This window comes from Acinetobacter sp. ACNIH1 (assembly GCF_002934695.1).
Lineage (GTDB): Bacteria > Pseudomonadota > Gammaproteobacteria > Pseudomonadales > Moraxellaceae > Acinetobacter > Acinetobacter variabilis.
Genome location: NZ_CP026420.1, coordinates 818,235 through 831,164 on the forward strand (window position 1 = coordinate 818,235; position 12,930 = coordinate 831,164).

At 42.0% G+C, this 12,930-nt stretch carries 12 protein-coding genes; 7 read left to right on the forward strand and 5 right to left on the reverse strand.

All coding sequences use genetic code 11. The annotated features are described in order from the left end of the window. Window positions 1-75: 75 nt before the first annotated feature. The 3 genes from C3F22_RS04125 to C3F22_RS04135 all read left to right on the forward strand — a co-directional run bounded on the left by C3F22_RS04125 (window position 76) and on the right by C3F22_RS04135 (window position 3,023). Window positions 76-747, forward strand: a complete 672-nt coding sequence (locus C3F22_RS04125) for a response regulator transcription factor (RefSeq protein ID WP_104425906.1) — start codon at window positions 76-78, stop codon at window positions 745-747. Further along, on the forward strand, window positions 744-2,066 hold the full coding sequence (locus C3F22_RS04130) for a sensor histidine kinase (RefSeq protein ID WP_004784249.1): 1,323 nt from the start codon (window positions 744-746) through the stop codon (window positions 2,064-2,066). The genes C3F22_RS04125 and C3F22_RS04130 overlap by 4 nt, the downstream gene beginning before the upstream one ends. A gap of 93 nt (window positions 2,067-2,159) precedes the next feature. Continuing rightward, window positions 2,160-3,023, forward strand: a complete 864-nt coding sequence (locus C3F22_RS04135; RefSeq protein ID WP_004729973.1) for an IS982 family transposase — start codon at window positions 2,160-2,162, stop codon at window positions 3,021-3,023. Window positions 3,024-3,139: 116 nt separating this feature from the next. Here the strand turns inward: C3F22_RS04135 and hemP are convergent, their stop codons facing one another. Then, on the reverse strand, window positions 3,140-3,310 hold the full coding sequence (hemP, locus tag C3F22_RS04140; RefSeq protein ID WP_004784247.1) for a hemin uptake protein HemP: 171 nt from the start codon (window positions 3,308-3,310) through the stop codon (window positions 3,140-3,142). 138 nt (window positions 3,311-3,448) lie between these two features. Between hemP and C3F22_RS04145 the strand changes: the two genes are divergently transcribed. Continuing rightward, entirely contained in the window at window positions 3,449-4,348 is a 900-nt protein-coding gene (locus C3F22_RS04145) for an NUDIX domain-containing protein (protein ID WP_034590100.1), read from the forward strand. A 41-nt stretch (window positions 4,349-4,389) separates the two neighbouring features. Here the strand turns inward: C3F22_RS04145 and C3F22_RS04150 are convergent, their stop codons facing one another. Both C3F22_RS04150 and mrcB read right to left on the reverse strand, forming a co-directional pair. Next, window positions 4,390-4,938 (reverse strand): hypothetical protein, encoded by a 549-nt coding sequence (locus C3F22_RS04150; protein WP_004784244.1) that lies wholly within the window; start codon window positions 4,936-4,938, stop codon window positions 4,390-4,392. Between the two features lie 14 nt (window positions 4,939-4,952). Beyond that, window positions 4,953-7,343, reverse strand: coding sequence for a penicillin-binding protein 1B (mrcB, locus tag C3F22_RS04155; RefSeq protein WP_004784242.1), 2,391 nt, complete (start codon window positions 7,341-7,343; stop codon window positions 4,953-4,955). Between the two features lie 191 nt (window positions 7,344-7,534). Between mrcB and C3F22_RS04160 the strand changes: the two genes are divergently transcribed. Both C3F22_RS04160 and C3F22_RS04165 read left to right on the forward strand, forming a co-directional pair. Then, on the forward strand, window positions 7,535-8,473 hold the full coding sequence (locus C3F22_RS04160) for an NAD(+) kinase (protein WP_004784240.1): 939 nt from the start codon (window positions 7,535-7,537) through the stop codon (window positions 8,471-8,473). A gap of 2 nt (window positions 8,474-8,475) precedes the next feature. Then, entirely contained in the window at window positions 8,476-8,748 is a 273-nt protein-coding gene (locus C3F22_RS04165) for a YeaC family protein (RefSeq protein WP_004784238.1), read from the forward strand. Window positions 8,749-8,807: 59 nt separating this feature from the next. On the opposite strand, the gene C3F22_RS04170 is transcribed toward C3F22_RS04165, so the two are convergent. Continuing rightward, a complete protein-coding gene (locus tag C3F22_RS04170) occupies window positions 8,808-9,809 on the reverse strand; it encodes a glycosyl transferase family protein (protein ID WP_004784237.1) in 1,002 nt (333 codons plus the stop codon). Between the two features lie 414 nt (window positions 9,810-10,223). On the opposite strand from C3F22_RS04170, the gene C3F22_RS04175 reads away from it, so the two are divergent. After that, a complete protein-coding gene (locus C3F22_RS04175; protein WP_004784235.1) occupies window positions 10,224-11,567 on the forward strand; it encodes a dicarboxylate/amino acid:cation symporter in 1,344 nt (447 codons plus the stop codon). Between the two features lie 63 nt (window positions 11,568-11,630). On the opposite strand, the gene C3F22_RS04180 is transcribed toward C3F22_RS04175, so the two are convergent. Next, window positions 11,631-12,782, reverse strand: a complete 1,152-nt coding sequence (locus tag C3F22_RS04180; RefSeq protein ID WP_104425907.1) for an IS4-like element ISAbe18 family transposase — start codon at window positions 12,780-12,782, stop codon at window positions 11,631-11,633. Window positions 12,783-12,930: the final 148 nt, after the last annotated feature.

Consider the following 12,930-nt stretch of genomic DNA (forward strand, 5'->3'; position numbering starts at 1 on the left):
CAAAAAGCATGTGGTTTTTTTGAGTCTGGAACTTTTTCAAGGCAAGATAGAAAGATAAAACAAGCGGAGCATAACATGCGTATTCTTTTGGCAGAGGATGATGAATCTCAGGCGGAAAGTATTCAAACCTGGCTGGAAATGGACGGTTATGTGATTGATCGGGTTGATCGTGGGGATCATGCGATTCTGGCGATTGAACAGCATCAGTATGACTGTATTTTGCTGGACCGTGGCCTGCCGAATGCAACCGGAGACGACATTCTTAAAAGCTTGCGTAATAAACAGAAAGATACGCCCGTTATATTTATTACCGCCAAGGACAGTATTCATGACCGGGTTGCAGGACTCGATCTAGGGGCCAATGATTATCTGGTAAAACCCTTTAGTCTGGAAGAACTTTCCGCTCGCGTGCGTGCCCAGCTCAGACAAAAACAGCAAATGCCACATCATATCCTGCAATGGCAGGATCTTAGTCTGGACACTCAAGCCAAGACTGTAATGAAGGCGGGGCAGAGCATTAATCTGACTGCAAAAGAATTCCAGATTTTATATAAGCTGATGCAAAAACCAGAACATATCATTACCCGAGAACAGTTGGAAGAATCACTCTATGCCTGGGGAGATGAAATCGAAAGCAATGCGATTGAAGTCTTTATTTATCAGCTACGTAAAAAAATCGGCAGTCAGATGATTAAAACCATTCGTGGCTTGGGCTACCGGATGCATAAACCCGAGGCCTCCATATGAAGGCACCTATTTCCCTGCAAAGTCGGCTGATTCAACATGCCATGTTCAGTTCCATACTGGCAGGATTTCTGGCGTGGCTGCTGTTGTTGGGAATTTCCAGTTATCAGGCGATTGATCTGCATGATGACCTAATGGAAGAAATTTCAGAGTTACTTCTGGGAGATGTGAACCAGGCCAAAAATACGCAGGTCGATGAAATCAGTGAGCAGTTTGATATTCAATATGCCTTACTACTGAATCAGCAGGTACTGACCACTTCAATTGATGATGAACTGATTAATGAGATACCAGTTGCACAGAAAAACGGGTTTCACTTTGATTATGAAAATGGCCATTTTATTCGCATCCTGATTGCTGAAGATCAAGACTTGAAAGTGAAAGTGGTACAACCGCTTTCAGTACGCTTTGATGAGCTTTGGCAAACGACTTTAGGTTTCGCCGGGATTTTATTTATCCTATGGATATTACAGTGGCTGATTTTACGTTTTGCCATTAAGCGGCAATTAAGACCTTTAAATAAAATTTCCCGAGAAATCGGTTCTAAATCTGCACAGGATCTCACTCCGGTTCAAAGTCCTGATCCTGAGATTAATGAATTGCAACCGATTGTCCGTCAGCTGAATGCCATGTTGAGCCGTTTAGAAAAATCATTGGCTGCCGAGCAACGTTTTACTGCCGACGCTTCACATGAGTTGCGTTCCCCATTGTCTGCCATTCAGATGCGTTTACAGGTGCTGAAACGTAAATATCAGGAAGATGCCCAACTTGGGCAAGCGTTACAGATGATTCAGAATGACGTCAACCGCGGAACGCAGATTCTGGAAAACTTATTGCTATTGGCTCGGCTTGATCCAGAACATGCAGAGCAGCTGCCCAAACAACAGGTTAATCTTAAAGTATTGGTTCATGAGGTCTTACAAGCTTTACAACCTTTTGCTCAGGAAAAAGAGATTCACTGGAACTTAAAACTTGAAGATGCAGTGATTGAAGCAAATGCAGAGCTGATTTTTAGCTGTATCCGCAATCTGGTTGATAATGCCATTCGTTATACGCCTGTGCAGGGACAGGTCGAAATCAGGACGATAGTTGAAAGTCAGAATCCACAACTCATGATTGAAAACTCTGGAGAGGGGATTCAGGCCGACGTATTGCAACGTTTAGGTGAGCGTTTTTACCGAGCCTTGGGTACGCGAACACAAGGTTCAGGTTTGGGACTGTCCATTTGTCAAAAGATTATGCAGTTACATACGGCCAAGATTGATTATGCGCCGTCAGTTTTGGGTGGACTTAAAGTTTCATTAATTTTTCAATCTAAATAACCTGAGTTCGACATAAAAAATAAATAAAAAAAAGCCTTAGCATCTGTAATATCTTGGTTACGAAGACAAAACATTTCAGAGCAAGGCTTTTTCATGGACTATATTACCGAATTATTTTGTATCTTGGATGATTTCTGCAAAAAGTTTAATGAATCTTTAGAGAAAGCTCTAATTTCTGATCAAAAAACAACAATGAAAAAGTCAGCTTTAAGTTTGTCTGAAGTCATGACCATTGTCATTTTATTTCATAAATCCGGGTTTAGATTTTTCAAATATTTTTATTGTCATATGATCATCCCATTTTGGAAATCAGCTTTTCCCAAGCTTCTTAGTTACAATCGTTTTATTGAAATTATGCCGCGTTGTTTGCAAGCTTTGAGTAGTTTCTTCCATCAAGTTAAAGGAGAAGATACCGGAATTTGTATTATTGATTCGACTAAATTGGTCGTTTGCCATAATCTTAGAATTAAAAGACATCGTGTATTTAAAGGCTTAGCTGGTCGTGGTAAAAGTAGCACAGGTTGGTTTTATGGATTTAAAGTCCATATTGTTATCAACAACTTGGGTGAAATTATTAATCTCAAGATTACATCGGGAAGTGTTCATGATGTTGCTGTACTTGAATCTTTAACCCAAGAGTTAAAAGGTATTTTACTGGGCGATAAAGGCTATCTGAGTAAAGCAAAAACTGAAGCTTTAGCAGCAAGGGGGCTCAGACTATTAACCCCGTCACGCAAGAATATGAAAAATAAACCCATCCAAACTGAAGAAGAAAAACAATTGCTTTGCAGAAGAGGATTGATCGAAACAGTGAATGATCAGTTAAAAAACTTACATCAAATTGACCATTCACGTCATCGTTCGGTGAATAACTTTATGGTGAATATTATGGCTGCTATAGTGGCTTATTGCTTAAATCCAAATAAGCCAACTTTCCAAAACTTGCTAAAAAGCTAAAATATTTCATCGAACTCAGGTTAAATAATATAGTTATTGGATCTAGCAATTAAAAAAGCAGTATGCGCTGATTCATACTGCCTGTTCCCACGTTTATTATTTTTGGAGTATTTAAATTACTTAGTCAGGATGAGACGATTGTTACGAGTCAAACGTAGACGGTATTCTTCACCCGCATGCATGATCCGGATTTCTCGTCCTAGCGCAAATAAATTGTTCGAATGCAACATCGGTAGCGCATGCTGAGTATCATTATTACGGGTAAATAGGCTAAATGGTGCGTTCATTCCGTCGACTCCGTGGTGTGTTTTGGATTGATTTAAATGATAATCATTATCGAATAGATCTGTCAACGAATAATTGCTTCATTTATAAAAAACTCTAATTTGCTTACAATCTGTAAAACTTCAATGGTTCAGAACATTATGTCCAAAGCCACAATTCATGTCGCAATTGCTATTTTATTTCATCAAAATCAGGTTCTGGTCGGTTGGCGTGAAGCCAAACAGCATCAGGGCAATAAATATGAGTTTCCAGGCGGAAAAGTAGAACAGGGCGAATTGCCTGTAGAGGCAAGTCGACGTGAAGTGATTGAAGAAGTCGGAATTGATATTGAGCAATGGCATACCTTTGATTTTATTTCGCATGAATATGAAGATGTCATCGTCAATCTGCATATTTTCCATGCTTCGGTTCAGCCAGAACAATTAGCTGAGATCAAGCAGCCTTGGCGCTGCTATAGCCGGGATGAACTCAGTGAGCTGAACTTTCCTAAAGCCAATCAGGCCATGATTCAAAAGCTACAATGGCCGCGGAAGATCAAAATTTCTGACGACTTAAGTCACCTGAATAATCTGGAAAAAGACCAGATGCTATATTGGCGAGTAATGGCCAGCCCTGAATACATCAGCCAGTTACAGCAGATTCCAGTCGATCAGTTATCCAGATTGATCATCAATCAGAGACTTTGGTCACAACTGAATGAATTGCAGCAGCAAACCATTCGTACCATTCACCTGAAACAGTCTCAATTGATGCAACTACAAAAAGGGGAGTTAGCTGGTGGCTATCGTTATCTTGCAGCCTGTCATGATCTGAAAGCATTAAAACATGCAGAAAATATAGGCTGTGAAGCAGCTTTACTCAGCCCGGTACTGGCAACAGAAACACATCCTGATACCGCAGCTTTAGGTTGGGAAAAATTTAAACAGATGGCTAAACAGGTACAGATTCCTGTATTTGCCTTAGGTGGTATGAAGGCTGAAGATCTAGACTATGCTCAAAACCAGCATGCTTATGGGATTGCAGGGATCCGTTATGTTTAAGTCAAAAACTTATTATAAATAACTGGGCTCACGCCAGGGCCTTAAAATTTCTTTAAGGCCTGCTGAGCTTGCTGAATGGCTTTGGTGTTTTTTTGCAGTTGAGCTGCTTTCAGGCGTACCTGCCAGAGCTGCTTTTTCATTGCATTAGTCTGCGCATAGCTCAAACCACGTAGGGCAAAAGCATCTGCACGGGCCGGCTGGTTTTTACGGTTTGCGATCAAGCCAAGATACAGATAAGTTTCTGAAGCTTGAGGCGCCAAACGCTGAGCCTGTACGGCAGAAGTTTCAGCTTGATTATATTGCTGCTTGCTATAAGCCTGCTGAGTTTGCTGCATCAATTTTTTAAATGCAGGTAAGTTACGTCCGTCATCAAATTTTTGTGACTGGGGCTTTTGCTCAGGGATCACAATTTTTTGACGTTTAATCTCTGGTCGATCATAGGGTGTAATCACTACACCATCAGGTGTAGAGGACTTCGGTTTTTGCTGAACCGGAGGTTTGGACGGAGCCGCAGGCTGTTCTGGTTCCGACATGCTTTGGCAGCCCACCAGACCGAGGATGAGCAGACCAGGAATCAATTTTCTTAACATAAACATAGGCTCAATTATTGGCTATAACTTCCACTCGCGATAATACGGGTTTGTTTAGCAACTTCGCGTTCTATTTCTGTTTCACTTTCTTGTATATAACGACTGAGATCATCTTCTTCCTCATCTTCTGGTGAAGGTTCTGAATCAATCGTATAAGGCTCGGTGGCGTAATGTGAGATGCCACAAGCAGTCGCCTGATTTGGTAGAGCATGGCGTGAAATCGGAATATACATGGCACCATCACAGCCTTGGGCAGTCAGTTTACCTGTATAACGGTCCAGCCAGTGCCATTCAATTTCATTAGGCTGAGCCAGATTCACCGGCTTCTGACGTAGCTGTTTCATGACATTGGTCCAGACCGGAAGGGCACCTGAAGAACCGGTTAATCCAGTGACTTTGTTGTCATCCAGACCTAACCAGACCACTGTCATATAGTTGCCAGAATAACCTGCAAACCATGAATCACGGGTATCGTTTGTCGTACCCGATTTACCCGCCAGATTCAGGTTACGTGGCAAACTGTTATAAGCAGAACGACCAGTACCACTCGACATGACCTGTTGTAAACCATAATTCAGAGCATAGGCTGATGCTGGATCAATCGTCGGCTGAACACTTAAGCTGTAACGTTCAAGCGAGTGGCCATTCGCATCGACTACAGAACGAATCGATTTCACCGGATATTTAAAGCCACCTGTTGCGAAGTTGCCGTAAATATTCATCACTTCCATCGGTGACATATCTACCGCACCTAAATAAATAGATGGATAATTTGGTATGTCAGAAGTCACACCAAATTTTTTCAAATGGTTAATAAAGGTCGACAGGCCAAATTCCTGTGCCAAACGCACCGCAGACAGGTTATAGGATTGTGATAGGGCAAGAGACATCGGTACTACACCATGTACACTACCGCTATAGTTTTTCGGAGTCCATGGTTTGCCATCACTTTGAATGGTGATCTGACTGTCTTCAATTGGACTGGCCCAGTGGTAACGATTTGATTCTAGCGCTGTCAGATAAATCACCGGTTTGAGTAAAGATCCAACCTGACGTTTGGCATCTAAAGCACGGTTAAAACCGGTAAAGTCCTGAGTAGAGCCTACTGCTGCAACCAGTTCGCCATTCTCAGGGTGTGCGACCAGAACAGCGCCTTGCAAATCTTTTAGACGGCCTGGATTGGCTTTGCTTAAACGGGCTACACTTTTCTTAAAGCTGTCTTGAATTCGGGTTTGTGCCAATGGATCTAAGGTGGTGAAAATACGCAGACCCTGGTTGGTTAAATCAGTTTCCTGATATTCGGTACGCAATTGACGGCGAACAATGTCCAGAAAATCCGGGAAGCGGGCAGGGCCCAAAGTTGGCTTGGAAATGACGTTCAGCGGACGGGCAGTTTCTGTTTCATACTGATCTTGGGTCAGATTACCCATTACCAGCATATTATTCAGAACCACATCACGACGTTTTTTCGCAAGTTCGGGATTACGCCATGGGTTATACAGGCTTGGACCTTGAACCAGACCGACTAAAAAGGCCTGTTGAGAAATATTCAGTTCACGTAACGGGAGGCCAAAATAAAATTGTGAAGCCAGACCATAACCATTTACAGAATAGTTGCCGTTCTGGCCCAGATTCACTTCATTTAAATAGGCTTCCAGAATCTCATCTTTGCCATAATGCAATTCAATCAGCATCGCCATAAAGGCTTCATTTACCTTACGCTTTAAGGTACGTTCTGGTGTTAAGTAGAAATTCTTGACCAGCTGCTGGGTGAGGGTTGAACCACCTTGACGCTTACCACCAGTAATATTGCTCACCACTGCACGTGCAATCCCGCGTGGAGATACGCCATGGTGATTGTAGAAATTGCGGTCTTCAGTAGCAATTAAAGCATCAATTAACGGTTTAGGCACTTTATTGAGCTTAATTAGCACACGGTCTTCATTATGCTGTGGATAAATACCGCCAATCAATAAAGGTTCCAGACGGGCAATCCCGCTAGAAGAGGGCTTGGTCGCACTTACTTCAGCAATCTGATCGCCATTAAAGCTGACTTTCAATACCTGTTCAGGTTCAACGCGATCGCCAAAATCAAAGCCACGGGTATGCACATACATGGTATTGCCAGTGCTGACAAAGCTGCCCGATTTGGTATAGCTGTCTGAACCTTTATAACCCAGTAATTTTAATTCTTGTTGGAAATCCTGCTGGCTGACAGGGGCATTTACATACACTTCCATCGGGCGTGCGAAAACCTTGGCCGGAATATCCCAGCGTTGGCCTTCAAATTTTTCACGTACAATATTATCTAATTTAATCAAATAGATACTAAATGCTACAAATGCAGAAATGACTAGAATGGAGAAGATTAAGGCAATGAACCCCATACCTCGTTCAGATTTCATAAATGACGATAAGACCCTGTGAAATTGTGCTAATCATGCGAAGCTTTTCATTATTTTGCAATATTTAATCAATTATTGAGATTAAAATTAAAATTAAACTTCACATTTTCTCCTTAATTTCAATCTATTTCAATTCAATCCTGCACAGCTTTGTCATGTTATAAATTGTCATCCTATTTAAGCTTAATGTTATGATAAGCAAGATTCGAAGCGGAGCGACGACACTGGTGCAAATTTCCCACAAGACATTTCGAAATATCGGGTTGATTGGACGCCCGGATAAATCTTCAGTGGTTGAAACCTTATGCCTGATCCACGATCATCTGCTCAATTTAGGTCTACATCCTGTTTTTGATGCAGATACAGCTGAACTGGTTCCTTATCAGAATACCCAAACAGTTAGCCGCGCCTTGTTGGGCGAAGTGGTTGATCTGGTGATTGTGGTAGGTGGGGATGGTTCACTGTTACATGCAGCGCGGGCATTGGTAAAATACAATACGCCAGTGATCGGGGTGAACCGTGGTCGTTTGGGCTTCCTGACCGATATCAAGCCAACCGAAGTCATCTTCAAACTGGATCAGGTATTAAAAGGTGATTTTCAGGCAGAACGCCGTTTCTTATTGGAAATGGAAGTTCGCTCTAAAGGTGAAATCATCTATGACGCGATTGCTTTGAATGATGTGGTCTTGCACTCAGGTAAATCGGTACACATGATTGATTTCGAGCTGAATATTGATGGACAATATGTCTATCGCCAGCATAGTGATGGCCTGATTGTATCTACACCGACCGGTTCAACAGCCTATGCACTGTCCGGTGGTGGACCGATTGTGCATCCAAGTATGGATGCAATTGTGCTGGTGCCGATGCATCCGCATACCTTGTCTTCACGTCCGATTGTGGTCGGAGGGCATAGTGAAATTAAACTAATGATTCGTGAAAATCGCGTACTGCCGATGGTGAGTGCGGATGGACAACACAGTGTGTCTTTGAATGTTGGCGATAGCGTCCATATTCGTAAGCATCCCTTTAAACTGAATCTTCTGCATCCGCCAGGTTATGACTTCTATAATGCATGTCGAACCAAACTGGGCTGGAATCAGGACTTCGACTATCTTAAGCAGGATTAAATATGAATATTGAACAAATGCTTGCCGTACTCAATCCTGAGATTGTAGAACGCTTAAGAACAGCCATTGAAATTGGCAAGTGGCCGAATGGTGTGGCACTGACCCAGGAGCAGCGTCAGACCTGTATGCAGGCTGTCTATGCCTGGGAAATGAAAAACCTGCCAGAAACCGAACGTAGTGGTTATATCGATCGTGGCACTAAAGAAGAAGGTGAACAGTGTGATGATGATCATCACAAAAATGAGCCGGAATTCAAGCCAATCCGTTTCGTTTAATCGAAACCGAAAAAAAGACCACAAATGTGGTCTTTTTTAATGTCTGTTTTTTGGCTTGATCAAACTGAAAGGCGGCTATTCCAGAGCCCTCTGGCTTTTTGCATCGCTACTTCATAGCTGTCACATTTGCCCATGGTATACAGTGCAATGCCCATAGTTTCGACAACTGCGATCTCACCATATTCATGTGAGCGTTGACCTTCCCATACTTGTTTAAATACAGCCAGATCCAGCTCTTCTTCAATCGGACTACGGTTGTCGGTCAGTTTTGGTAATTCGTGCTCATAAAGTTCGCCATTCTTAATCCCGCAGATTAAAGTTTTGGCATCCGGGTTACGTTCAAATTCGCCACCTTCACCTTTAATGACTGCACTATTTTGATAACCTAACTTATAAGCGGACTGCTGATGTGAACTACGATAAGCAGGGTGGAAAATAGCCTGTAAAGTCGCTTTGGCATTAAATGGATTAATCAGACGTGCCAGCGTATGAATCGGGGAGCGTAGACCCATAACATTACGTAGCCCGATCAGCTCAGCCAGAATTGGAGAGATCACCTCCAGAGGCAGGTAAGCAAAATGTTTGTCTTTAAGCTGCTGTTCCACGTCAGCATCATTCTGGCAGATTGGATAGCCTAAGTAGTTAAGTACCTGTTCGGTATAGACCCGATTCAAGGTATGACCTGAAGCACCATGCATCACGATATTATAGCCATGCTTGGCAAGGGTAAGCGCAGCCAGAATGAACCAAGGATAATGTTTGCGTTTGCCTGCATAAGAGGACCAGTCCAGATCAACATCCAGTGCCTTAAAATTCAGCTGGTCCCGGGTCGCCTGCACAAAGCCTGCGAGTTCATCAACAGATTCTTCCTTGACACGTAATAGCATCAGAAAAGCGCCCAGTTGTACGTTCAGCACCTCATTTTTCAGGATCATGCTAAAAGCCTGATAGGCTTCTTCATAGCTTAAAGAACGTGCACCATTTTTTCCCTTGCCAATAATACGAATAAACTGGGCAAAAGGATGTTCGGCATCTTTATAAATATTTCGCTTTGTGGTCATGGGCATAGATCAATCATGTTCATCAAGTATTGGCATATTTTACGCTGATATTGGTATTTCACCTTCTTATTTTGCAGAATTATTATAGTTTTATAAGACTATAGTCTAAGAGGTATTGTTTAGTATTTAGGCAAATTTAACATTTCGGGTTAAACAAAAGTCTAAAAAACGGTTAAAATTTCACGCAATTCTTGTGTTTGCTTTATCTCCTGATCAATGCACTGATTTTTCTTAAGGATCAGTGTTCCTGTGATTGTTAAATGTACATACACATTCTAATTTCAGTATCAGATTAATTTTTTGATACATAGGCACTTTTTTGTTTCAGACAATGAAGTATTGGACGCTTGTTTTTTAAAAATAAGTGAAAACTGAATATTGCTTCTGGTTAGAAGTATATCGTGAAGTAAGGTTATGGCTAAAAAACCAATTTATAAGTCGCTTTATTTTCAAGTGATTGTAGCCATTATTGCGGGTATCCTCGTCGGACATTTCTCGCCAAGTGGTACACAAATCATTAATGGTGCAGAACAATATGTTCCAGGTTTGGGCGAACAACTGAAGCCGCTGGGTGATGCATTTATCCGTTTAATTAAAATGATCATCGCACCTGTGATTTTCTGTACCGTGGTTAGTGGGATCGCAGGCATGGAGAGTATGAAATCAGTTGGTAAAACTGGTGGTGTCGCTCTACTTTACTTCGAAATCGTGTCAACGATAGCGCTGATCATTGGTCTTCTGGTAATTAATATTGCCAAGCCAGGCGTTGGGATGAATGTTGATCCGGCATCGCTGGACACGGCCGGGATTTCTAAATATGTAGAGTCGGGTGCTTCTCAGTCTACCGTTGATTTCTTTATGAATATCATTCCAAATACGGTGGTTGGAGCATTTGCTGAAGGCGAAATCCTGCAAGTCCTTTTATTTGCGATCCTGTTCGGTTTTGCATTACACAAACTGGGTGCACAAGGTAAGCCAGTCCTCAAACTGGTAGATCAGATTTCACATGTGTTCTTTAACATCGTGAACATGATCATGAAACTTGCGCCTATTGGTGCATTTGGTGCGATGGCTTTCACGATCGGTAAATATGGGATCGGTTCTCTGGCGCAATTGGCCCAGTTGATCATCTGCTTCTATATCACCTGTTTGCTGTTCATCTTTATTGTGCTGGGTTCAATTGCTCGTTTTACCGGCTTTAGCATTGTCAAGATGATTCGCCTGATTCGTGAAGAGCTGTTGATTGTACTGGGTACTTCATCGTCTGAATCTGTATTGCCACGTATGCTGAAAAAACTTGAGCTTGCAGGTGCTGAAAAGTCAGTGGTAGGTTTGGTCATTCCAACAGGTTATTCATTCAACCTGGATGGTACTTCGATTTACCTGACAATGGCGGCAATCTTCATTGCACAGGCGACCAATACGCAACTTGATTTGTCTCACCAGATTACCTTGCTTCTCGTATTGCTCATTTCTTCTAAAGGTGCAGCGGGTGTAACTGGTTCAGGCTTTATCGTGATGGCAGCAACCTTAGCGGCTGTAGGTAATATTCCGGTTGCAGGTCTGGCCTTGATTCTCGGTATTGACCGCTTCATGTCTGAAGCTCGTGCCTTGACCAATCTAGTCGGTAACTCTTTGGCAACTCTGGTTGTAGCAAAATGGGTCGGTCAGTTAGACATGGACAAGCTGAACTATGCATTAGCAAATCCGGCTGAAATTGATGAAAAAATGGCGCAGGAAGGCAACAACGCTCATTAAATTCGAGTTCGTCTTGTAGGTCATAAAAAGGAAGCTTCGGCTTCATTGCTGTCCCACAATTTTTCACAAGAGGAAGCTCAAATGAGCTTCCTCTTGTTTTATGGGTATTTTATCGGGTGAAAATAAAGCTTTTAAAGTTCTTCTTTCAAACAAATTCACTTGAATTATTCTGAGTAAACGTTGAACTGTCCAACCTGTTTTTCCTAAATGTTGAGCGAAACTCACCAATAAATAGGCGATCATCGCAATCCAGATTTGTGTCTGAATTGCGTTCCTGCTGCGGCCTAGAAACGCTTTTAATTTGAGATTCTGCTTAATCGCCTTAAAGAACAGCTCAACTTTCCAACGATCTTTATAAATCGCCGCAATGGTGGAGGCGGCTAAATGAAAGTTATTGCTGAGAAAGCTAAAGTGCTTGCCACTTTGCTGATCTCTATATTCAATTCTTCTTAACATTGGGGCTTTTCTTTTTAGGGCATGTGCGCTATTCAGCTGAATGGTTTCATCTTTTAGAATACCTTTGGATTCAAGCACTGGATGTTGTTGGATCACCTGATACACAGATTTAGGCCTAAAACGTGTGACAAATCCAATGTTTTGAGCAGTCAGATTTGCATACCATTGGTAATCGACATAGCCTTTATCAAAAACTACAATGCTGCCAGCAGGAAACTGGAATTTGCGGCCTTGTACCATGTCATTTTCTTTGCCATTTTCAACTGCAACAAACTCAGGAATATCATTGCTGTGATTCAATCCTATACTGAGTTTCATGCTGGCTTTTGAGTCGTGAACTTTGGCCCATTCACATAAGGAAAGCGACAGGTCAATATGACTGGCATCCAAGGAATACAAGGGATTCTTAAAGCGAAATTTATGAGCTACTTTTGAGTGTTCATAGTATTTAAGCAACTTGTAAAATAGCTGTTGATACAAGGCAGCAGGCTGCTGCTCATTGATTCGTGCCAGCGTGCTTCGGGGAATAGACTTTGCTCCGAGATGACTTAGCTTTTCCTGTTGGCACTCCAAATTGGATTGAATATCTCTCAGACTTTGCCTACAAGAGAATTGAGACATCAATATGGCAATAAACTGATCCCACCGGGAAGCCGCTCTAAATTTCTGTCCAACATGGTGTACTTTAGCAAGTTGTTCAAAATCCTGTCGCACAACAGGTTTAATTAGCTCATGAAATACGGTATTCTGATGTGACAAAACCTGAATCCTGGTCGTTAAAGTGTTTGTTTGCACTCATATTTTAACTGTTAGGACTTAGGTTTTTTTATTTAAAGCAAACTATGGGACAGCAGTGGCTTCGGCTTCCTTTTTATTTTTATCTGACTGTGAAGTTAGCGAAAAAATA

Coding starts and splice junctions, on each gene's coding strand:
- C3F22_RS04125 (WP_104425906.1), top strand. CDS start 76: ATGCGTATTCTTTTGGCAGAGGATGATGAATCTCAGGCGGAAAGTATT.
- C3F22_RS04130 (WP_004784249.1), top strand. CDS start 744: ATGAAGGCACCTATTTCCCTGCAAAGTCGGCTGATTCAACATGCCATG.
- C3F22_RS04135 (WP_004729973.1), top strand. CDS start 2,160: ATGGACTATATTACCGAATTATTTTGTATCTTGGATGATTTCTGCAAA.
- hemP (WP_004784247.1), bottom strand. CDS start 3,310: ATGAACGCACCATTTAGCCTATTTACCCGTAATAATGATACTCAGCAT.
- C3F22_RS04145 (WP_034590100.1), top strand. CDS start 3,449: ATGTCCAAAGCCACAATTCATGTCGCAATTGCTATTTTATTTCATCAA.
- C3F22_RS04150 (WP_004784244.1), bottom strand. CDS start 4,938: ATGTTAAGAAAATTGATTCCTGGTCTGCTCATCCTCGGTCTGGTGGGC.
- mrcB (WP_004784242.1), bottom strand. CDS start 7,343: ATGAAATCTGAACGAGGTATGGGGTTCATTGCCTTAATCTTCTCCATT.
- C3F22_RS04160 (WP_004784240.1), top strand. CDS start 7,535: ATGATAAGCAAGATTCGAAGCGGAGCGACGACACTGGTGCAAATTTCC.
- C3F22_RS04165 (WP_004784238.1), top strand. CDS start 8,476: ATGAATATTGAACAAATGCTTGCCGTACTCAATCCTGAGATTGTAGAA.
- C3F22_RS04170 (WP_004784237.1), bottom strand. CDS start 9,809: ATGACCACAAAGCGAAATATTTATAAAGATGCCGAACATCCTTTTGCC.
- C3F22_RS04175 (WP_004784235.1), top strand. CDS start 10,224: ATGGCTAAAAAACCAATTTATAAGTCGCTTTATTTTCAAGTGATTGTA.